At 43.3% G+C, this 21508-nt stretch carries 24 protein-coding genes, 1 pseudogene and 1 riboswitch; of the genes and pseudogenes, 14 read left to right on the top strand and 11 right to left on the bottom strand.

Translation table 11 applies throughout. From position 1 onward, the window contains the following. Positions 1-2 precede the first annotated feature (2 nt). The 3 genes from BXP28_RS06530 to BXP28_RS06520 form a co-directional block, all read right to left on the bottom strand. Complete coding sequence (locus tag BXP28_RS06530; RefSeq protein ID WP_024093913.1) at positions 3-1007, bottom strand: methionine ABC transporter ATP-binding protein; 1005 nt, start codon at positions 1005-1007, stop codon at positions 3-5. Between the two features lie 81 nt (positions 1008-1088). Next, positions 1089-1213, bottom strand: a riboswitch (SAM riboswitch). A 183-nt stretch (positions 1214-1396) separates the two neighbouring features. Then, a complete protein-coding gene (locus BXP28_RS06525) occupies positions 1397-2107 on the bottom strand; it encodes a DUF6483 family protein (protein ID WP_023482559.1) in 711 nt (236 codons plus the stop codon). A gap of 6 nt (positions 2108-2113) precedes the next feature. Beyond that, on the bottom strand, positions 2114-3088 hold the full coding sequence (locus BXP28_RS06520) for a YpdA family putative bacillithiol disulfide reductase (protein WP_023482560.1): 975 nt from the start codon (positions 3086-3088) through the stop codon (positions 2114-2116). Positions 3089-3305: 217 nt separating this feature from the next. Between BXP28_RS06520 and BXP28_RS23210 the strand changes: the two genes are divergently transcribed. From BXP28_RS23210 to BXP28_RS06480, 7 genes and pseudogenes are all read left to right on the top strand, one after another. Beyond that, positions 3306-3734: a GNAT family N-acetyltransferase gene (locus BXP28_RS23210; protein WP_036654437.1), complete on the top strand. Its 429-nt coding sequence runs from the start codon at positions 3306-3308 to the stop codon at positions 3732-3734. Positions 3735-3967: 233 nt separating this feature from the next. Further along, positions 3968-4294 (top strand): ATP-binding cassette domain-containing protein, encoded by a 327-nt coding sequence (locus BXP28_RS24035; RefSeq protein ID WP_023482562.1) that lies wholly within the window; start codon positions 3968-3970, stop codon positions 4292-4294. Positions 4295-4398: 104 nt separating this feature from the next. Continuing rightward, the gene (ilvD, locus tag BXP28_RS06505) at positions 4399-6084 is read left to right on the top strand and encodes a dihydroxy-acid dehydratase (protein WP_023482563.1); all 1686 of its coding nucleotides are present in this window, start codon (positions 4399-4401) and stop codon (positions 6082-6084) included. 170 nt (positions 6085-6254) lie between these two features. After that, positions 6255-6527: pseudogene (locus BXP28_RS06500) on the top strand (hypothetical protein); the annotation flags it as partial. Positions 6528-6800: 273 nt separating this feature from the next. Continuing rightward, on the top strand, positions 6801-7037 hold the full coding sequence (locus BXP28_RS06495; protein ID WP_036654434.1) for a glutaredoxin family protein: 237 nt from the start codon (positions 6801-6803) through the stop codon (positions 7035-7037). 122 nt (positions 7038-7159) lie between these two features. Beyond that, a complete protein-coding gene (gene trxB / locus BXP28_RS06490; RefSeq protein ID WP_023482565.1) occupies positions 7160-8113 on the top strand; it encodes a thioredoxin-disulfide reductase in 954 nt (317 codons plus the stop codon). A 353-nt stretch (positions 8114-8466) separates the two neighbouring features. After that, positions 8467-9285 (top strand): methyltransferase domain-containing protein, encoded by an 819-nt coding sequence (locus tag BXP28_RS06480; protein ID WP_023482566.1) that lies wholly within the window; start codon positions 8467-8469, stop codon positions 9283-9285. Positions 9286-9342: 57 nt separating this feature from the next. On the opposite strand, the gene BXP28_RS06475 is transcribed toward BXP28_RS06480, so the two are convergent. Genes BXP28_RS06475 through BXP28_RS06465 form a run of 4 tightly spaced genes read right to left on the bottom strand, consistent with a single transcriptional unit; the run spans position 9343 to position 11207 of the window. Further along, positions 9343-9927: a CBS domain-containing protein gene (locus BXP28_RS06475; protein ID WP_023482567.1), complete on the bottom strand. Its 585-nt coding sequence runs from the start codon at positions 9925-9927 to the stop codon at positions 9343-9345. After that, on the bottom strand, positions 9908-10060 hold the full coding sequence (locus BXP28_RS06470; RefSeq protein WP_230460850.1) for a hypothetical protein: 153 nt from the start codon (positions 10058-10060) through the stop codon (positions 9908-9910). The genes BXP28_RS06475 and BXP28_RS06470 overlap by 20 nt, the downstream gene beginning before the upstream one ends. A 17-nt stretch (positions 10061-10077) precedes the next feature. Next, on the bottom strand, positions 10078-10221 hold the full coding sequence (locus tag BXP28_RS22540) for a hypothetical protein (RefSeq protein WP_155116341.1): 144 nt from the start codon (positions 10219-10221) through the stop codon (positions 10078-10080). Beyond that, positions 10218-11207: a LacI family DNA-binding transcriptional regulator gene (locus tag BXP28_RS06465; RefSeq protein ID WP_023482568.1), complete on the bottom strand. Its 990-nt coding sequence runs from the start codon at positions 11205-11207 to the stop codon at positions 10218-10220. Before BXP28_RS06465 ends, BXP28_RS22540 begins: the two co-directional genes overlap by 4 nt. Positions 11208-11443: 236 nt before the next feature. On the opposite strand from BXP28_RS06465, the gene BXP28_RS06460 reads away from it, so the two are divergent. The 4 genes from BXP28_RS06460 to BXP28_RS24030 all read left to right on the top strand — a co-directional run bounded on the left by BXP28_RS06460 (position 11444) and on the right by BXP28_RS24030 (position 13346). Continuing rightward, complete coding sequence (locus BXP28_RS06460; protein WP_024093924.1) at positions 11444-12256, top strand: Cof-type HAD-IIB family hydrolase; 813 nt, start codon at positions 11444-11446, stop codon at positions 12254-12256. A 321-nt stretch (positions 12257-12577) separates the two neighbouring features. After that, complete coding sequence (locus BXP28_RS06455) at positions 12578-12895, top strand: hypothetical protein (RefSeq protein WP_077584975.1); 318 nt, start codon at positions 12578-12580, stop codon at positions 12893-12895. A gap of 101 nt (positions 12896-12996) precedes the next feature. After that, positions 12997-13197, top strand: a complete 201-nt coding sequence (locus tag BXP28_RS06450) for a hypothetical protein (RefSeq protein ID WP_036654361.1) — start codon at positions 12997-12999, stop codon at positions 13195-13197. A 26-nt stretch (positions 13198-13223) separates the two neighbouring features. Beyond that, positions 13224-13346 carry a hypothetical protein gene (locus BXP28_RS24030; protein WP_257125670.1) on the top strand — a complete coding sequence of 41 codons (123 nt, stop codon included), beginning with the start codon at positions 13224-13226 and terminating at the stop codon, positions 13344-13346. Positions 13347-13435: 89 nt separating this feature from the next. Here BXP28_RS24030 and BXP28_RS06445 read toward each other — a convergent pair whose 3' ends face one another. Both BXP28_RS06445 and BXP28_RS22535 read right to left on the bottom strand, forming a co-directional pair. Beyond that, positions 13436-13960, bottom strand: a complete 525-nt coding sequence (locus tag BXP28_RS06445; RefSeq protein WP_023485095.1) for a hypothetical protein — start codon at positions 13958-13960, stop codon at positions 13436-13438. Positions 13961-14164: 204 nt separating this feature from the next. Next, a complete protein-coding gene (locus BXP28_RS22535; RefSeq protein ID WP_024093927.1) occupies positions 14165-14308 on the bottom strand; it encodes a DUF1796 family putative cysteine peptidase in 144 nt (47 codons plus the stop codon). Positions 14309-14604: 296 nt separating this feature from the next. On the opposite strand from BXP28_RS22535, the gene BXP28_RS06440 reads away from it, so the two are divergent. Then, the gene (locus BXP28_RS06440) at positions 14605-15504 is read left to right on the top strand and encodes a TetR/AcrR family transcriptional regulator (RefSeq protein WP_036654358.1); all 900 of its coding nucleotides are present in this window, start codon (positions 14605-14607) and stop codon (positions 15502-15504) included. A 43-nt stretch (positions 15505-15547) separates the two neighbouring features. Then, positions 15548-17164, top strand: coding sequence for an MDR family MFS transporter (locus tag BXP28_RS06435; RefSeq protein ID WP_077584974.1), 1617 nt, complete (start codon positions 15548-15550; stop codon positions 17162-17164). A gap of 182 nt (positions 17165-17346) precedes the next feature. Here the strand turns inward: BXP28_RS06435 and BXP28_RS06430 are convergent, their stop codons facing one another. Beyond that, a complete protein-coding gene (locus BXP28_RS06430; RefSeq protein WP_024093930.1) occupies positions 17347-17892 on the bottom strand; it encodes a helix-turn-helix domain-containing protein in 546 nt (181 codons plus the stop codon). A gap of 152 nt (positions 17893-18044) precedes the next feature. Here BXP28_RS06430 and dsdA point away from each other — a divergent pair, with 152 nt between their 5' ends. Then, entirely contained in the window at positions 18045-19406 is a 1362-nt protein-coding gene (dsdA, locus tag BXP28_RS06425) for a D-serine ammonia-lyase (protein ID WP_023485099.1), read from the top strand. Between the two features lie 237 nt (positions 19407-19643). On the opposite strand, the gene BXP28_RS06420 is transcribed toward dsdA, so the two are convergent. Beyond that, on the bottom strand, positions 19644-21485 hold the full coding sequence (locus tag BXP28_RS06420) for an LTA synthase family protein (RefSeq protein WP_036654356.1): 1842 nt from the start codon (positions 21483-21485) through the stop codon (positions 19644-19646). Positions 21486-21508 lie beyond the last annotated feature (23 nt).

Raw genomic sequence — 21508 nt, 5'->3', positions numbered from 1 at the left:
TCTTATAGCACCTCCACTTCCAGGCCACGGTCGCGCAAAGTGTGAATAGTAGCTTCACGGGCCTCCAGGCTTCCATCCAGGCGGACAAACAATTGGCCATAGGGTGTATCTTTCATTTTGGAGATTGTACCATGCAAAATTGAGAATGCAGCCCCGGATTGCTGAACGGCATCTGACAGGATCGGGGCATAAGTGGATTCTCCAAGAAAGTTAATCTTGATAAATGCGGATAATTCCAAATTCGCCTCTTCCCGGTGAAAGTCAACCGGATCGGAGATTTGCTCAATAAATTGTTTGGTAACGGGATGCTGCGGTTTCAGGAACACTTCCACAACAGCCCCCTGCTCAACGAGACGCCCGTCATGAATAACAGCAACACGGTCGCAGATTGAACGGATTACGTGCATTTCATGAGTAATCAGGACGATGGTTAAATGCAGTTTCTTGTTGATATCCAGCAGCAAATTCAAAATCGAATTCGTAGTTTGCGGGTCCAGGGCAGAGGTAGCTTCGTCACAAAGAAGCACCTTTGGATCGTTGGCAAGAGCTCTGGCAATCCCCACACGCTGCTTTTGGCCACCGGACAGTTGGGACGGATACTTGTTTCCTTGTCCTGTAAGCCCGACCAGATCAAGCAATTCGTTCACTTTTTTCTGAATGACTGTTTTGGGTGTTTTGGCCAGCTTAAGGGGAAATGCTATATTATCGGCAACCGTAGCGGAAGAAAGCAGATTGAAATGCTGAAAGATCATTCCGATTTTTCTGCGCTCCTGCTGAAGCTTGGCTGTTGGAAGCTCGATTAGGTCAACGCCGTCTACGATAACCTTGCCTGAAGAGGGCTTTTCCAATAAATTAATGGTGCGCACCAGGGTACTTTTACCGGCACCCGAATGGCCGATAATCCCGAATATTTCTCCCCGGTTTACTTCCATATCTATACCATGAAGGGCATGCGTCATGTTTTTCCCGTTCTGATATGTTTTAACAATTTGGTTCAGTTTGATCATGCTTATCACCTGCTTCTTGGGGTAAAAATAAAGCCCTTTTTGTGCAGAGACAAAAAGGGCTGTGTGAACGATAGACCACTTTTCTCATCTGCCAGAACATCCGGTTCTGAAGGAATTGGCACCATGACATTCAAGCGGTTATAACCAGCCTTGAATCGGTTGCCGGGCTTCATCGGGCCTTGTCCCTCCGCCTCTCTTGATAAGAATAGGTATGAAATTAAAAAGCTATTCATTTCTTTCAATGCCGCTTGGCATGATTGGAGTATACCCCATTGTGTTAAGCTCGTCAATCCCTTTTTCAAAAAAACCGATTAATTTAGTGGGGATTTATATTTCCGGAATTGCGTGAAAACGCATACATAGTAAAACGAAGAAATGACGCCGGGAACTCAGGTTCCTGGCGTTTCCTCTTCAGATAAGGGTGCAGAGGTCTCCGGAGGGGTGGAATGCCGTTCCTTCCATGTTTGCAACCCGTCTTTGACTTCTTCAATGGGCAAACCGCCGGATTCAAGAAGTTCCTCAGGCAATCCAAGCAGTCTCTCGTAAAAATGAAAACCTAATTGGCCGGTATCTTTCTCTCCGGCTTCAAGCAAATCATATAGGGCATTTTCGGCGAGGTCGTAATGCCCTAAGTCTACATAGTATTTATGTAAAAGAAGCAAAGTAGGGGAAGGAAGCCGGAATGACCTTAATCTGCTGACAAGCTCTTGTACAGCAGAAGGATAATCTATGACTTTCGGATCTGCCCCCAGTTCATGGGATTTAAGCAGCAAATACAAGGATTTCATCCGGCTGCTAAGGCCTTCCTTCCCGTTTCCCAGTTCCTCCAGAATATCCCCGCGTTCTTTCAATATGATACCGGCAGCCGCGAGGCGGTCCGGTTCAATCGAACCTCCTGTGCTGATCATTTGGATCATATTGTCCTCGGGTAGAGAACTGAGCAGTCTGGCCCCCGGCATATGAAGCCCGGAAAGAAGCTCTTCAAGGTTTTGCAGCGCTTCCTGCTGCTTGCGTTCTTTTCTCAGTTTGGCGATAACAGTTCCGATCATTTGCGACATTTCTTCAATCATTCGCACCAAATAATCTTTTCGCTGGAACATAAAAATTCAACCGTCTCCTCCCGACAAATGATTTACAATGTATTTGCCGTGCAGTCTTCCGGTTTCGATAAAAACTTCATTGGCATTTTTACCGGAAGCGATGACACCTGCAATATAAAGCCCCTTTACATTCGTTTCCATTGTCTGCGGGTTATATACAGGGATAAATCCTTCTTCATCCAGATCTACACCGGCTTCGGCCAGCATGGTTCGATCAGGTCTGAAACCCGTTAGGGCCAGGACAAAATCGTTGGCAATCTGTACTTCTCCTTGAGGAGAACGGACGATAACTGTAGCTTCTTCTATGCGGGTAACACAAGATTCAAACAGCATATGGATACGTCCCTTGTTCAGCATGCTTTCATAAATCGGTTTAACCCAAGGCTTGATATTGGAGGAAAGCTCACTGCCCCTATAGACAACAGTAACTTCTGCACCCGCTTTCAACAGATCCAGAGCAGCATCCACTGCTGAGTTATTGCCTCCGATAATTGTCACCTTCATTCCTGTGTAAGGATGGGCCTCTTCGTAATAATGAGTAACTTTATCCAGCTCTTCCTCGGGGATACCAAGCATACTCGGATAATCAAAATAGCCTGTGGAAACGACCACATTTTTGGCCTGATAGACTCCTTTTTTTCTTCCGCGCTTAATTGTATGCAGATCAAAACCATAATCTTTCTTTACAATAGATACCACTTCTTCATAAGAATGAATGCGTATATTTTCATGTGAAGCTACATTACGGTAATAGACCAGCGCTTCCTGCCGGTAAGGTTTATCATTGGGGGTAGAGAAAGGAATCCCTCCGATTTCTAGTAACTCCGGACTGCTGAAAAATTGGAGATTGGTTGGATATCGGTAGATGGAGTACGCCATACAATGCTTTTCAATGACCAGCGGGTTAAACTGTTTTCGCTGAAGTTCCACTGCTGCGGATAATCCACAAGGGCCTGCTCCAATGATGATGACCTCTTCCATGGTGATCCTCCTTTTAGGTCGGTTCGATTACAACTCCCATAGTACAGCAAAACCTGTTTTTTTGCCAAATCAAAGACTATTGTCTTGTCATTGGGAAACACTAGGAAAAGGAAATCGTTATTGGCCAAGGCAACCGTTTCGTACAGCCGCATTCTTGGCTGTTGCCGAAGTGCCTGCAAAAGTCTATAATCTTTTTATATCAAGTATGGAGGTATCGATGTATATTCAGATGTTGGAAGAAAATAAGGAACAAACGAAGGAGACGATTCTGCGTCATCTGCGCGACTTTAATAAGCGGCATGTGCCTTCCCAAATTTTTCAGCAGTTTCGTGAAGTGGTTCTGGCTGCCAAGGATGATACAGGGTTGTTAGTAGGAGGACTCTTGGGACGCATTTGCTTTGACTGGCTGGAGATTGACATTTTAGCACTTGATGAGCAAGTTCGCGGTCAGGGAATTGGTTCACGTCTGCTTCAGGCTGCTGAAGAAGAAGCAATGAAAAATCAATGCAAATTCATGAAACTTGATACATTCAGCTTTCAGGCACCCGACTTTTATATCAAGCATGGCTTTGAAGTTTTCGGTCAGATCGAGGATGTGGCAGGAGGCTATACCCATTACTATTTGATAAAAAAATTGAGGGATTAACTCATCCATGACAATAAAGAACTTCAATCCATAAGCGGGCTGGAGAAGCTGAAATTAAAGAAAGAATGGTTTTTTCTGGAGGAAAAACCGGTTCTGAATCTGAGAAAAACAGCAGTAAAAAATGTTCTGAGCGGCCGATTTTACCAAACGCCGGTATGGCGGCTTCTTACCCGCACAACACCACGAGATGAACATGTAATGGCGATGGATTACCTGGAGCAGGTCGGCCTCTATTGGATAAAGCTTATAAGAAAGTAGAAGAACTGAGTGGCGGGGAACGGCAGCGTGTAGCTATTGCAAGAGCTTTGGTCCAGGGGGCGAGAGTGATTTTCGCAGACGAACCGTTTTCCGGACTGGACCCTAGGTCAACAGAACAAATCATGAAAGATTTTCAGTATCTTGCGCAAAAGGTGAAAGTTACGGTTTTGTGCAGTCTTCATAACGTGGAACTGGCCGAACGATTTGCAACCAGGATGTGGGGAATCCGTGACGGGAAGCTTGTTATGGATGTTGCCGGACGAAAGCTGACGGTTTTGGAGAAAAATAAAATATTTAGCTAACACTTTTTGCTTGTCCGTGGTACAATCTAGTTTAATGCATTGAATCGTTACTAGATTAAATCAATATCACAGAATGGAAAACATTACCGGGGAGGGTTACAACCATGGGAAAGACAAAAATGAGAAGCGATATGATAAAAAAAGGCTTTGACCGTGCCCCTCATCGCAGTTTGCTACGGGCAGCAGGAGTAAAAGAAGAAGATTTCGACAAACCTTTTATTGCTGTTTGCAATTCATATGTTGATATTATTCCGGGTCATGTTCATCTTCAAGAATTCGGTAAATTGGTAAAAGAGGCGATACGTGAAGCCGGTGGTGTTCCTTTTGAATTTAATACGATCGGGGTGGACGACGGGATTGCCATGGGTCATATCGGAATGCGATATTCACTGCCAAGCCGGGAGATTATTGCCGATGCCCTTGAAACTGTAGTAGCGGCACACTGGTTTGACGGAATGGTTTGTATTCCTAATTGTGATAAAATCACTCCCGGCATGATGATGGGAGCTCTCCGCGTGAATATCCCTACTATTTTTGTAAGCGGTGGACCAATGAAAGCCGGTAAAGACAAGAACGGTAAGTCCATTTCACTATCTTCTGTATTTGAAGGTGTAGGAGCTTACCAGGCCGGCAAGATTGATGCATCTGGTCTTGAAGAGCTGGAACAATACGGATGCCCGACGTGCGGCTCTTGCTCCGGCATGTTCACGGCTAACTCGATGAACTGTCTGGCTGAAGGTCTCGGTCTTGCCCTTCCGGGTAATGGAACGATTCTGGCCGTTTCGGAAGACCGCAAGCAGTTTGTAAACGATTCGGCCAAACAATTGATGGAGCTGATCAAGCTGGATATCAAGCCGCGGGATATTGTAACGGCAGAAGCCATTGACAATGCGTTTGCACTGGATATGGCCATGGGCGGCTCAACAAATACCGTGCTTCATACCCTCGCTCTGGCCCATGAGGCGGAAGTGGAGTATCCGATTGAGCGGATCAATAAAGTGGCCAAACGGGTACCGCACCTGGCCAAAATTGCCCCGGCTTCCGATTATCATATCGAGGACGTACATGAAGCGGGCGGCGTAAGTGCCATCATTCATGAACTGCTAAAGCGGGAAGGTATCCTGCATGGAGATTGTATCACAGTAACAGGAAAAACCCTGAAAGAGATCGTTGCGGGTTATGAAATCCGCAATAAGGACGTCATTCGCCCAATGGATAATCCACATAATGAACAGGGTGGTTTGTCTGTCCTGTTTGGAAATCTGGCACCACAAGGCGGCATCATAAAAGTCGGTGCTGTTGATCCTTCCGTAGGAAGTTCCTTTACAGGGCCGGCCATTTGTTTTGATTCTCAGGATGACGCTCTTTACGGCATTGCGAACGGAAAAGTTAAAGAGGGTCATGTAGTGATTATTCGGTATGAAGGGCCTAAAGGCGGACCGGGAATGCCGGAGATGCTGGCCCCTACTTCCCAGATTGTCGGTATGGGACTTGGCGCCAAAGTAGCACTCATCACTGACGGCCGTTTCTCAGGGGCTTCCCGTGGCATCAGCATCGGCCATGTTTCTCCCGAAGCTGCAGAAGGCGGACCTATTGCCTTTGTACAGAACGGGGATATCGTGAACATCGATCTGGCAAACCGTACCTTGAACCTGCAAATATCCGAAGAAGAATTCGCCGCTAGAAAGCAGCAATGGAAAGGCTTTGAACCGAAAGTGAAAACCGGCTATCTCGCCAGGTACTCAAAGCTTGTTACATCGGCGAGCACGGGCGGGGTTATGAAAATCTGATCTAAAATTCATACAGGGCGCTTCTCTATACAGGAGGCGCTCTTTTTATTATTTATCAATTAATATTTGGATGAAGAGGGGGATATAGGTAGGAATGTCCGGAGTAACTCCAAACTTATACTTATCCTGAAGCCGTTTTTCAATTAACGAAAGCCGGATTTTCTCTAGACCTTATACAAGTCGGCAAAACATTGGAAAGTACTTTGGAGGGAAAGGTAACAGTCCGTAATGTAACTAAAGAACTTGTTTTTCCCGTTAGTATACAAATGACTAATGACAGTTGGATTCTATCCGGAAAACAATCGGTCACTCTTTATGACTTCGGGCTTCATTATTTGCACGAAGCCAAGGATATTGACATTTCGTTCTCTATTTGGTTTCGCCCACAGGAGATTAATGAATGGAAGGGTTCCCCGATACCTGCTGAAGCACCGGGCAAATAGTTTATAGTGGATTTTATTTAATGAATCAAACTATGGTAGAATAGGAGCATAGAAAAAACAGAAATTACATAAAACAGATGGCAGAGTGCTCAACATTAGCGTGTCTGATGAATTGCTCATTTTAACAGTTTGGATGATCCTTGTAAAATGTGACAAAATTATAAAAGGCTTATTTCCTTCTTCATTCGGGTCTTTACAAATCCGTCATTATATATAATAATTATAAATAAATAATTATTATATATAATGGCCGGCTGTAAAGGAGTGATAGAGATGGCCAAGCCGAATGTAATTGTGTATTCCAGCACTCACTGCACATACTGTAACCAAGTCAAGCAGTTTCTGGACAGTAAGGGAGTAGTATTTGAAGAACGCAATGTGGATACCAATGAGCGATTTGCCGGAGAACTGTATAATATGGGAATGCGCTCCGTACCTGTCACCGTTATTGGCAGTAAAAAGATAGTAGGTATGAACCCGACTGCCATTGGTCAGGCGCTGGAGGATTAACTTCGTTTTTTGTCCAAGGATAAATTTCCCAATCATTTTATTGGAAAAAAGGATTGGACGGGTAATAAAGAAGAAAAAATTTAAATCTACTATTAATTTCTCTCTTCAAGGAGGCAATCAGTATGTACAAATCCATTATCGTAGGAACAGGACCAGCCGGCTTGACGGCAGCCATTTACTTAGCGAGAGCAAACATGAATCTTTTGGTTATTGAAGGTCCGGAGCCGGGCGGACAACTCACAACGACTACGGAAGTGGAGAACTTCCCGGGATTCCCCCAAGGTATTATGGGCCCGGAATTAATGGATAGTATGCGCAAGCAGGCAGAGCGCTTTGGAGCCGAATTCCGCACGGGCTGGGTCAATTCAGTGAATTTGTCTGAAAGACCGTTTAAGTTGTCTGTGGAAGGCCTTGGCGAGCTTATTACAGAGACGCTGATTATTTCCACTGGTGCATCCGCCAAGTATTTAGGAATTTTGAACGAAAAAGAAAATGTCGGACGGGGTGTCAGCACCTGTGCCACTTGTGACGGATTTTTCTTCCGCGGTAAAAAAATTATCGTGGTAGGAGGAGGCGACTCCGCTATGGAAGAAGCCAACTTCTTAACCCGTTTTGCCACAGAGGTACGTGTTGTACACCGCCGTAATGAACTCAGAGCTTCGAAGATCATGCAGGACCGCGCAAAAGAAAATGAAAAAATCGTATGGAGCCTGAACCGAACTCCGCTTGAAGTAGTGGCTGGTGATAGAGGGGTAACGGGTCTAAAAGTGAAAAATAATCAGACCGGTGAAGAAGAATTGCTTGAAACCGACGGTATTTTTGTCGCTATCGGCCATACACCCAATACCAAATTCCTCGGAGGCCAAATCGAAACCGACGATCACGGATATATTGTTGTAAAACCGGGCACGACCGAAACAAATACTCCGGGGGTTTTCGCTTGTGGCGACGTACAGGATACCAAGTACCGCCAAGCTATTACAGCAGCAGGAAGCGGTTGTATGGCAGCCATGGACTGTGAGAAATATCTGGAAGGCCATAGCACCCAAGATTGGAGTAAGACACTAAACGCTTAACGAATATTGAAAAAGCTGGCAAGTTATAACTTGTCAGCTTTTTTTATAATAACCGCAAGAGGCTTGCATCAAGATTTAGAAATGTCAATCGCTCAGGCTGCTGTTTAAAGGAGGACATTTATGCCACTTATTGATTGGCCTGTTTCGCAGCTTACAATCATCTGGGCTGTGAGAAGGAACTGGCTTTTCTGCCCGACTTCGGTCACGAAGTGCTTCCTGTCCCAGCTTGATTGATGGCTCTTATCAAAAAATGCCTTTAACCGAGTCAATGGACTAATTTCTTTTCTTACCCATACCATTCGATGACGACTTCCATAAGGTGTATTAAACCAGGTGGGAATGAGGGGAGAAATATGCGTGTAGACTTGGGCTGCGGTCTTCAAAAGCATCCTGACACATGGGGCCTTGATAAAGTGGAATATTCGGGAGTAGATGCGGTATGTGATTTCAACAAGGGAATCCCGCTTGAAGATCAATCAGTGGATTTTTTGCTGGCTGCACATTCGTTGCAATATGCTAATGATTTAATGTTCGTTATGGAAGAAATCTACCGGGTTTGCAAACATAAAGCTGTTGTTTGTATCCTGGCGCCTTATGCAAATAACGGCTATCATCAGGCAAATCCGTACTACCGGTACTTGTTTAATGAACATACACCCCGTTATCTGACAAGAGATATATATGAAGTTGCTGAATACGGTTATAAGAAAGAGCCGTTATCGGCTTTTAACCCGAATCCTTCTTTAATCATTGATTTCCGGTTAATCCGACAGGAATTTTTTTATATGCCGGAATATGCAACTCCTCTGTATGAAGAGGAAGACCGTATCATTCTCAGACAATCCCAGTTGAATGTTGTAGATGAAATTATGTTTCATTTTGCTGTTATTAAAGAACCTATTTCCAAAGAAGAACTGGGTGAAATGTCGCGGCGAAACTTGGAAGAACCTGTTGCAGCAACCTTCAAACGGGATAGCGGCCATTCAGGGGAGCTTTTGAAAATAGAACAGCAGGAGTCACCAGCAAGGGAAGAATCCGTTCCCCTTCACCGTACCCGGGCTGCTGCATGGGGTTCATTAAAACCATCAGGTAAACAACGGGGAAAACGAAGATCATTCCATACGAGACAACACCGGCGGAAAAGAGAACGTGTACAAAAACGGATGGAATGAGCTTTTGTAACGGTGCCCGGGCTTTGGTTCCGGGCATTTCCCTATAAGGATCAGAAATCATCCGATGAAACCCCGGAATAATGGGAACCGGCCGGGAAGCATACCAAGAAAAAGAAGAAGAATAAGCCAGGGAAGACGGCGTTTTGCCGCACTAAAGGAGCTTGTATGAAAATCTATATCTTTGCCGGAAGCCGCAAATTTCCCAATATCTTCGTTGGTTTCTTCTATCATAACGTCGATTACGTCATCGACCGTAACAATTCCCGCCAAATGATCCTGCTCGTCTACAACAGGGACCGAAAGCAGATCATATTTCTGGAAGATGCTGGCCACCTCTTCCTGATCCATATGGGGAGGTACCGAAATAACACGCTGATACATTAAGTCTTCGACGAGGTCATCTGAGTCTGCCAGTACGAGATCGCGATGTGACAAAAAACCGATAAGCCTGCGATCTTTGTCCACCACATAAAAATAGTAAATATGCTTGGTGATTTCCGCGAATACTTTTAATTTAGCCACGGCTTCTCTCACTGTAAACGAACGTGGAATCCATACATACCGGTTGGTCATCAAACCTCCGGCTGTATCCGGAGGATACTCCATAAGTTCAGTTACGGATTTAGATTCCTCTTGCTTCATAAGTGAAATTTTCCATTTCGTTCAGCACGTTGGCCGATTCCCTGACTCCGATCCGCTGAAAAATATCCAACTGTAAAGCAACATCGACTTCCTCGATCAGACTCACTAATTGGGAAGTAGTCAATTGATGCAGCAGGATTTGCTGGTCTTCTACCGGAATATGTTGATATAAAAAGGCAAGGTCGTACGGTTGGATATGACGGAGGTAACCTTTAAGTTCCTCCTGACCTGGCGGTGAAGAATTTCGATAAAACGGGAAACCGCTTCTTCATCTGTTTTTTTGTGTTGTGTCATGTTCTCACATCCTTTTGGCCGCGATGTATAAAGCTGAATTTCAATTCAGCTTTTACCGGTTCCGCTGTTTCTTCTTTCAAGTGGTGGTATAAAATCTCAAAAGCACGGCGTCCTATATCTGAGATGGGATTATTCACAGTCGGAAGCTGCAATAGCTCCCCTATGTACTGAAAGTCAAAACCAAAAATGAATAAATCCTCAGGAACGCGGATTCCTGCGTGTCTGGCCTGTGTAAGAATGCCTGAAGCAACCTCATCCCCGGCCACGAGGATAGCAGTCGGTCTATCCTTGAGCCCGCATATATGGTTGACGACACGAACGCCGTCCTGGTGGTATAAACAACCCCGAAAAATCCATTCCTCACGGACAGGTTCTCCAATTGAGGCCAAAGCATCCCTGTATGCTTTTTCCCGTTTTTTGCTGTTATAACTGGTACTACGGTTAATACAGTACCCTATTTTTCTATGTCCGGTACCAATTAAGTAATCCATTCCCGCCTTGAAGCTTTCATAGTGATTGATATAAGCGGCTGAAACCGGGAACTGCCCGGGATCATCACAGGCTACAATCGGGCCGTGCTCCGTGTAAGGGGTGATTTCCTCCCAAGAGATTGTTTTCGAACATATGATAATACCGTCAATTTGCTTCATTTTCAGAAGATGCAGGACGTTTCGTTCTTCATCCGGATTATAATCGGTCTGAAACAAAATCAGCTGAAAACCATATTTCAATGCCAGGTCGGCAATACCTGCAAGCAAATAATTGAAATGAGAATTCGTTATGTAAGGAATAATAACTCCGATTAAATTGGTTTTGCCCTTGACCAGATGTACGGCATTTAAATTACGGGCATAGTTTAAATCCTTGACGGCTTTAAGCACAGCCTCTCTTTTTTCCCGGCTTACATAAGGATGGCCGTTCAATACTCTGGAGACAGTAGTTACCGAAACTCCCGCCGCTATGGCAATCTGTTTGATATTGGCCATAGTATCTTCTCTCCTTGTTCATGAGCTACCTGTATTTTAGCAAAAAAAAGGGGGGAAAACACTTGCCCTGAAATGCTTTTCATATTTTACAATGAAAACTGTAGCGTAAAGTCGTTTTAAAAAAAGGACTGAAACGCTGCCTATGAACAAACAGAGGTCCGATTTCCGGCGTTACCTAACGGAATTCTCCCAAGGGCGTGACGGAAACGGACCCCATAAATCATAAGGGGGTAGACATGGAGAAACAGATTGTATTTTTCGATGTAGACGGTACGCTGCTTCATCATGAGGACCGTAAGATTCCTGAATCAGCCAAGCAAGCCATTCATGAATTGCAGCAGAAAGGAATTTCCACCGTTATTTCTACGGGACGAATCCCGGCCTATTTTAGTTCCATTCGCAAGGAACTTCGTATAGATTCCTATATTTCTATAAATGGGCAGTATGTAGTTTATGAAGGAGAAGTAATTTATGACAATCCCATTGCGCTTGAACATTTGGAAGAGCTTGCAGGGGAGGCATTTTCCCGGAATCACGCAGTAGCTTTCTGCAGCAGCAAAGGCATTGGAACGAAAGATTTGGGGCATCCTCACATCGTGACAAGTTTCGGTGAACTGCTGATGGAGTATCCTGTTATCCATTCGCGGTACTATAAAGAACATGCCATTTATCAGGCGCTTCTATTCTGTACAGAAGACGAGGAGCATGTATACCGGGAACGATTTCCCCAGTTTGATTTTGTACGCTGGCATGAGGTCGCAATGGACGTGCTTCCCAAAGGCTGTTCCAAAGCTAAAGGAATCGAGATTATGCTGGATAAGCTTAATATCCCCGCCCAGCATGCCTATGCGTTTGGAGACGGACGTAATGATATTGAAATGCTTTCTCTTGTAGGGCATGGTATCGCGATGGGAAATGCGGTTCCTGAGCTGAAGAGGGTAGCAGATTATGTGACTGCCCCGATCGGAGAAGACGGTATCCGTAAAGGGCTTAAGGCTATGGGACTGATTGATAACGGGGAAAAAAAGGTTCCAGAGCCTGCTATATAGACAGGGCAGGAGGCTATCCCAGAGAAAGGTAAATGATTTCTCTATCAGAATGGATAGCCTCTTATTTATATTGGGAATAGATTTAAGGAAAGCCCCGTCTACTAACCCTTTATAGAGAAAACTTTCTGTTTAATAAACCTCACAATTTTTGCTGATGCAGTACCGTCACCAAACGGGTTATTGGCTTGAGCTATCTGCTTATATGCTGCTTGATCCGTTAAACAATTCTAGTTGATCTCATCATTTTTCGAAGAGTCGGTTCCTCGTACAGGTTTCTTTCATAAACTATAGTAATTTCGACCCAAAAAAGGAGTGAGACCTTTGACAAATCATCAGGATGAGTCCTGTCTCCAAGAAGAAATCAAACGCCCGGGAGGGGGGATACAACTAGGATTGTTTTTAAGGTGGGGATTTGGCCGCCTATCATGGGGCAAAAGATTGAGAAGGTTAGAGCACAAGGTAGATAAGCTGGAGAAGGATCTGCTCCGGGTTACCGGTCAAGTCGCTGACCTGACAGTAAGGGCGGATGCGCTTGAAGGCCATCTTCGTCAGATTGCCGAAATTTTGCGGACAAAAGGTGGACGGGCAGTCGTCTTTCAAACTACCGGGGAGAAATTGCCGGTATTGTTATTGAAGTAGGAGAAGACTATGTAAAACTAAGTGAACCGACAGGGGATCTAGTACTCATTCCTCTTCAAAATATTCTAACTTTCTCAGACGAAGAATAGGGGGGAATTATAGTGAGACTTAGTCAGGCATTACGTTCTTATATAGGATCGGACGTGGAAGTGTTCCAATCTAATCAGTTTTTGGAAGGCCGTCTGATTGATTCGCAAGAAGATTATATTATTGTTAAAGTGTCTCACCCGGGTTATACGCAACCGTTTATAAACGTAACCGTCGCAGAGAGAAATGTGGGATTTATCCGGGTTTTGAAATAAGGGGAGAAGGTATAGGAGGTGGACAGATGAAAAGATGCGGGTTTTCCAGCCTGCAAATGGCGTGTGACATCCAGGGATACGGTTTCTTGAAGTGTCTGTTCAAGCGGAACAGAGGCCAGAAAGGTGACTGGCGGCTGCCTGGCAAATGAGACTTCCGTCCGTACCCACGGTTATTCTGTAGCTTGCAGAATCAGTTCCGCAGCTGGATTCACGGCAGGAGGCAAAGTAAGACGGAAGTCTAAATAGGCTTTAACGAATGTTCCGGGCAACGGGTTCTTCGTTTGGAAGAGACACTGATACTCTCCCGAAGGTTTGCTGCCAATGAGAGGAAAATCCTGGGATAAATTTCAAGAGAAAAGCTGCTGGCACTATATGTGGGAATCTTCGGCACAGGACCGCAAGAAGAACTGAAACCTGGAAAATGTCTGGGCACATACTGGCTTCGTTTTTTCACTTGTTTACCTCTTATGCTGTAAGCTTTTCTTACTTCATTTATGAAGCTTTCAGGAGTATCGGCAAGACGTACATAAGGCTGCAGCTTGCGGACTTCGGGCAGATTAGTGGAAACAACAGGTTTTCTTTTGAACGGAATCAGACAGACATCTATTTGTTCCAGCAATGCCGGAAGCTGTTCATAATTTTGATAGCCTATCAGTTCCGCATTAGAGTTAAATTGTCTTTTATTTTCCCTTAGATCCAAATAAAAAGTGAGATGTCTATGTGAGGCAAACTGGCTCATCAGTTGTTGAGGCCGCTGCTTCATAAAGCCTCAATCAATAGTAGGCGGATAGATGACGATTCCCATAACAATCTCCTTTCTATAAAGGTGTGGTAGTTTAAGCAGTCAAATGAATTTCTTTCAGAATCAGACTCCAGGCTCCAAAGTCTCCCCACCAGTCAGATCCCTTTAGCATATGAGCATACAGATCCGGGGATGCGGACAGCCTCGATAACCAGGCGGATCAGCTCAATAAGTGTCAGGAAAGTTAAACCAATCCAGCAGACCTGCAAAAGAACGCAGCTTGTACATCCGAAGCTGGTATGCGACCTGACAGTTATATCCTAGACTCAGAATAGCCGCATAGGATCGTTGAATGTCTTTAAGTTCCATTGGTTTCTCCTCCTATGTTTACTTAGAAAAGATCATACGGCAGGTAAAATCAAATTCTGTATTCATGCCAATATATGTAACGGTTTTTCTACGGAAACGGCGCTTGTCCGGCTGCCTTTTTATTTTCATAGTTTTGTTGAGAGAGAGCGAGATTCTTTCAGGATTTTTGTACTGTAAACTGAAGGATATTTTCCTCACAAGAAACAGCTTGAAAAGTTGATGGGCTCAAGGTATAATAACTTCTGACCTTCTGGTCATATCGCGAACCCATCAGTTAGAGGAAGGGGGATTATTGCTTGGCAGAACGTATGACCGAAAAGAAAAAGCAAATTATTCTTGCTGCTATGAAACTTTTTTCATTAAACGGGTTTAACAATACATCCATGCAGGAGATAGCCGAAACATGTGAAATGTCCAAGGGGAGCTTGTATACGTATTTTAAATCAAAGGAAGAGCTTCTTCTCAGCATGATGCAATTTTTCTCACAACAAATTTGGGATCGCATAATGTTGATTCAACACGAGCCTAAACTGACGGAAAAAGAAAAATTTTCGAAACAAATTGAAGTTCATATGCAGCATTTCGTTGAGTTCCGGGAAATTAATATGAAGCAAATTTTTAACAGCGTTGGGCGGTCTAATGAGAACATTGCTAATTACATCCGGAATATGAACTATGAAATGCTGCACTGGCTGGAAAAACGCATGATTGATATGTATGGGAAGGAACTGGAGCCTTACAAGGCGGATTGCGCCATGTTCTTTGGAGGGTTATTCTCCACGTATTTTACTTTGATCCTGATGGAGAACATTAAAATTCCCGTAAAGAAAATCATATCGTCCTTTTTAAGACTTCTGGATTATATGGTAGGCGGTATTCTTGCAACGAAGCCGGATCCGCTGCTGACTCCGGAAACCTGGCCGAATTATGCCGGCGGCCTTTGCGGAAACAACTATGAGAAAGATCATCCTCTCGTACTGATCAAGCAGATGCAGCATCAGCTGGAAAAAAGAGGTATAGACTCGCCCGACGGCCTGGCTTCAGAATCTTTAAAATGGCTAGAGGAAGAATTCAGACAAATGGAACCCCGGCAAGTCATTATCAAAGGCATGATAGCCAATCTGAGAGAGTTTCGGGAACTGGAACCAAAATTGAGGCGGCTGTGTGATTTGGTTAAGGAAATGCCGACCAGCTGAAGGAGATAACAGAGAAAGAAGAAAAAGGAGAGATCGCATACGTATGAGTGAAATTCAACAAACAAAAGGAATAAACAAACGGCTTGTGCTGGCGGGTCTGATCATCGGCATGTTCTTCAGCAGCCTTGAACAGACAGTAGTAGGTACGGCTATGCCTACCATAATTAAAGATTTAGACGGTTTTTCCATCTTTGCATGGGTAACTACAGCATATATGATCACATCTACCACGATAATCCCGATTGTGGGCAAATTATCCGACCTGTTTGGCAGGCGAATGATGTACTTGATCGGTACGGTCATCTTTGTGGTCGGGTCCATGCTGTGTGCAACTGCGACAAGTATGGAACAGCTCGTTATTTACCGTGGTATCCAGGGTTTGGGCGGCGGTATGATCATGCCCTTGTCCCAAACGATTATTGGTGATATTTTTACGGCAGAGCAAAGAGCCAGATGGCAAGGAGTATTCGGTGCGATTTTTGGACTCAGCTCTGTATTTGGTCCGTTTGTAGGCGGATTTATTGTTGACCATGTAAGTTGGCATTGGATATTCTCCATCAATGCTCCGTTCGGACTTTTGTCCGCCCTGCTGATCCTCTTTGGCATGAAGCATGAAATTACAGCAAAAAGCCAAGGAAAAGTGAATATCGATTATCTTGGCATTTTGACACTTGTTACCGGGCTTGTTCTTTTTCTTCTTGGCATTACATTTGCCGGGGATAAATTCGCCTGGGCCTCTACGGAAAGCTATCTGATTTTCGGCGGTTCGTTGCTGTTTATTCTATTATTCATCTTAGCAGAATTGAAAGCGGCGGAACCTATTATCGATATGGGACTATTTAAAAATCGCGTATTCACCTCGGTAAACCTGCTGGGTTTTGTTCTTGGCCTTGGCATGTTCGGTGCAATTATGTTCGTGCCGCTGTTTATGCAGGGAATTTTAGGAGTAAGTCCGACAGCAGCCGGTTCAACCATGACTCCTATGATGATTGCTTTAATTCTGGCGAGTGTGATTGGCGGACAATTACTACTAAGATTCACCTACCGGACCATATTATTTATCGGTATGCCGATAGCATCTTTAGGCTTTTTCCTGATGAGTACGCTGGGCATTGATACGGCTTCCCTGACCGTTTATTCCTTTATGATCGTGATGGGTTTGGGAATGGGGCTTGTTATGCCGACGCTCACTATTGCCGTGCAGAATGAATTTCCGAGAAATCAGCTGGGTGCGGTAACCTCTGCAACTACGTTCTTCCGGTCAATTGGCGGAACTATCGGTGTTACCGTTCTGAACGTAGTCATGAATCATAATCTGAAGGTGAACATGACGGATACCCTGGCTACTCCGGATGTTACCGGAAATCCGATGATGTCCGGCGCCCTGAGCCAAATCGGGACGGATTCCGATAAAATGTTTGGCGTTATGCTCAATCCGCAGCTTCTGGGCGATAAACTGCCTGCGGATATCGTCCATAACATCGTGACTACCGTAAAGTCCGCCTGGGTGCATTCTTTCTCTACGGTATTCCTTGTAGGATTAATCTTCGTGGCAATCGGTGTGCTGATCACCCTGACAGTAGGAAAGGGACGCATTAAACGGGATAAAAAGGAATCGGAGGCAAGCCGGGTCCATGAAAGTAAAGAAGTGCAAACCTAGACGATAAAAGTCTGATAGTAAAAAGGAGCCTATTCCAAAAGTAGATTTTCTACTTGAGGGGGCTCCCTTTTTTATAAAGAAGACCTGTTTATTTGAAAGAACACAATTACAAACGAGAAATTGGGATTTAATTATTAAACAATTGCGCCCGATTGTGGAATAACATTTTACATTTATCTACATTAAAACGCGGGTGGGGTAACTGAAAATAATATAACTGCATTTTGACTAAAATTGTTTTCCCATTTATGTTTTAAATTTGCTGGTATTTTCACACTATCACCAGCTTCCAATAGATATTCTTCTTCATCTAAATACACCCTAATTTTTCCTTCTAAAATAAATGCTACTTCCTCTCCTCTATGTGCTAGAAGTTTCTCTGATGAAGAAGTATTCGGAGGAACATTCATAATCGCCGTTGCCAGATTACCCGTAAAATCAGGAGACAATAACTCATAAGACAAATTATCAATGATCATTTTCTTACGTTTACTGGACCTTACGATTAAATCATCCGTATTTGTTTCTTCAAGTAAAAAACTAAAAGTTGGAACATCAAGGGTTTTAGCTAAGACCTTTAGAGTTTGAATAGAAGGATTCGCCAAACCTCGTTCAATTTGGCTTAACATTGAAGGTGTAATTTCAGCTAATTTTGCTAACTCTCTACTACTCAATCCTTTAGCTTTTCTATATTTTTCAACTTTCTTACCAATGTCTATATTTTCCATAATCAAATACTCCTTAATGGAATGTTAAATTTAATTTAAAAAAAGTAAATACAAATTAACATAAAGGTCATTGTGTGTTAAACTGTATTTAAATTTATTTAATTATAATTCATTACACAACTTGCTACAAGAAAATTAGGAGGATCAGACAAATGAAGGAGATTGAGAGCAAAGATATACGAACATGCAAAGACCAAAAACCTTTACTAAACAAGCTCATTTCGATGGAGGAAGTATTTTGGATCAATCCTAATATCGAAAAATTCCAGACAGGAATTAAAAAACCCCCCCTTATTCAAGATGATGTAAGGGATGCAGAGGAAAGGTTGAAACGTTTTGCCCCATATATCGCCAAGGTTTTCCCAGAAACCCAAAAGATGAATGGTATCATAGAATCTCCCTTAGTGGGAATTCCTACCATGAAACGATCCTTAGAACAGGATTATCAACAACCTATATTAGGCGAATTATTGCTAAAGTGTGATAGTCACCTTCCTATATCAGGGTCTATAAAAGCAAGAGGAGGGATTTATGAAGTTCTCAAACATGCAGAAGAGTTAGCTTTTCAACATCAATTGTTAACAATTCAAGATGACTATTCTATTTTAGATAGTGATAGGTTTCGAACATTCTTCTCACAATATTCAATTGCAGTAGGCTCGACTGGAAATTTAGGACTTAGTATAGGCATCATGAGTGCAAAGTTAGGTTTTAATGTGATTGTTCATATGTCAGCTGATGCAAAACACTGGAAAAAAAATTTGCTTCGAAACAAAAATGTTAAGGTTATTGAATATGAAGCTGATTACAGTAAAGCAGTAGAAGAAGGTCGAATCCAAGCAAATGGAGACCCTACATGTTATTTTGTGGATGATGAAAATTCTCATGACCTATTTTTAGGATACGCAGTGGCAGCGTCTCGATTGAAAAAACAATTAGAAGGATTAAAGATAACAATAGATGAAAATCATCCTTTGTTTGTTTATCTTCCATGTGGGGTAGGTGGTGGTCCTGGAGGCATAGCTTTTGGTTTGAAGTTATTGTATCAAGACTATGTTCACTGTTTCTTTGCAGAACCTACCCATTCTCCATGTATGTTACTTGGTTTAATAACTGGACTTCATGATGAAATTTCTGTACAAGATGTTGGTATCGACAATGTAACAGATGCGGATGGACTTGCGGTAGGGAAGCCATCTGGATTTGTGGGTAAAACTATAGAACCTTTTTTAAGCGGTAATTATACGGTTAGCGATGAACAGTTGTATAAGTTGCTAAAGGAACTAGTCGATACAGAGGGGATTCATTTAGAACCTTCTGCACTAGCAGGCATGATAGGACCAATTAAATTATGTAAAGAGGGAGTCGATTATTTACTGAAGCATCATTTAACGGAAAAAATGAGTAAGGGTACACATATTATTTGGGGGACAGGTGGAAGTATGGTTCCTGAAGAAGTGATGACCCAATATTATCAAAAAGGGCTGAAATTAGCGTTAGAGAAACAGAAGTAAATTAACACGGGGGTAGTTGAACCCCGTGTTTTATATTTGAAATTTCTTATCTTATTAAAATATCCTTCCATTAGTTTATGTACAAATCTTTACAATCTCTTCTAAACATTCATATCGATATCCAATTTTCTTTAAAGGTATTGTTCCACAAACTGGCCATGGCTAAAGGTTTTAAACAACAGTAATGCAAGGTATTTTTCTCAATTTTCCTGGTTAGGAGATGGAATTCTCTTCTTGTCAGAATCCTTCCGGATGATATTTAAAATAATTGGTCTCATGAATCAGGTCGGCAATCTCAAAGGTTTGCTTGGCATGATTTTTTTCCTCTTCGGAGGAAGGAGTGCCTATAATTGTGCCATTATTTAAGATTGTATAATTTTTGGTTGTTTTGAGCAGATTTTTGCCCATAATGGTGGATTTGAATTCCTTATCATCCACACCCAGCAAATAAGCGAGTGTTGGCATGGTATCCGCCTGTCCGCCAATTGTCGGGATAGTTTCTCCCTGACTTCCTTTGCTGTAGACAAGGAAGGGAAGTTTATGCGTATTCGGACGCCATTCTTCCTTTTCCATCTTAATTTTGTTCACTTTGCTCTGGTAAAACTTATGCACGCCGCCATGGTCTCCATAGATAGCTACAACGGTTTTATCCAGAAGACCATCCTGTTCCAGTCTGTCCAGAAATAATCCAATTTGCCGGTCCGTGTAATTCACGGCTTGAAAATAAGCACCCAGAATAGTTTCTTCGAATTCTTTATCGAGCTTGAGCCCCTTTTCCTTCTCAGGAATTCCGAATGCGGCATGGCTTGTCAAGGTGACAAAATGCATTAGGAAAGGCTGTGGGACATTAGCCAACTTTTGATTCATCTGTCTCATATAAGAACCGTCCGACAAGCCCAGGCCAATTGTTTCATCCACATTGAATTCCCGCAAATCCCAGCTTGTCTGGAATCCGAAGTTACGGTGGGCTTCCATCCAGTTCCAGTTCCCGGCCCGTTCCGGGTGTGACGAGTAAGTGTGATAGCCGATCCCTTCAAATAACTTAGGAAGTGATAGATAAGTATTGGTAGGATAGCGGTAAAAGTTTGTGCCTTTACGTACCGGAAAAGTCGATGTAATGGTTGTCAAATCGCCATCCGAGCTTGTTCCGTTATTAACATGCTCATAATAGTTAGTGAAGTTTAAACTATTTCCAAGCAAGCGATTCAGGTTGGGGGTAATTTCCTGGCCATTTACAGTTTGGTTAAGCACAAAATCTTCCAAAGATTCAACCTGAATCATGATCAGGTTTTTCCCCTTGTACATCCCCTTATACTTGTTATCCGGGAGGTCGTCCTGATTTTGCTTCAGCCATGTCTGAATTTTCTTTTCATCCTCCTGGGTCAGCTTATATTCCTTTGCCTCCCCAAAAAGGCGGATCGCGTCGTAAAAATGATAGCCGATCGGAGACATGTTGGATATTGACTGGTAAGGTACCCAGCACATCCGCAGGAAAATCATATCTTCTTTAGTATTTTTAACATCAATCCGGTAATGGTCATATCCCACATAAGCGGAAGCGAGCATCATCAGAGCGAGTCCCAAGATGGGCTTTCTGTGAACACTCCGGTATAGCTTTTTTTTGCGGAAAGAAAGATATAATAGGACAAGAAAATCGGCAAGAAATAATAAATCAATGGGTCTTATGTAGGTCCAAAGATTGAGCTCAAGCGGGTTGAACCCGGTCGGGTGTAACAAAAAACGTATGGATAAAAACGCACCATAAGCCCGATAATACACCAGGTCCCAAAAGAGCATAAGGCTGACAGCCAAGTTATACCCCAAGTAATACCACCAGCGCATCCTATTTTTGAACAGTAGGCCTATTGCGGCAAAAAAAACAATAAACATCAAATGGGAGCCGATGGGCGCATTTCCGTAAAAGGTAGTGGAGGGCCTGATCCCGGCTGAATCGGGAGAATGAAGGGCTGCCAAAAGCAGCAGAGATTTCACCCAAATAATAATGGCCGTATAAAAAAACAGGCCGTCCCAGTTCCAGGAACGAAGCGGTCTAATGCGAATCTTATTTCGGAAAGACAATGGCTGATTCACCTCTGTTTCAA

The organism is Paenibacillus larvae subsp. larvae (genome assembly GCF_002003265.1).
Lineage (GTDB): Bacteria > Bacillota > Bacilli > Paenibacillales > NBRC-103111 > Paenibacillus_H > Paenibacillus_H larvae.
The sequence above is the reverse complement of the archived record's forward strand: the minus strand, read 5'-3'. Positions and strand labels throughout refer to the sequence as shown.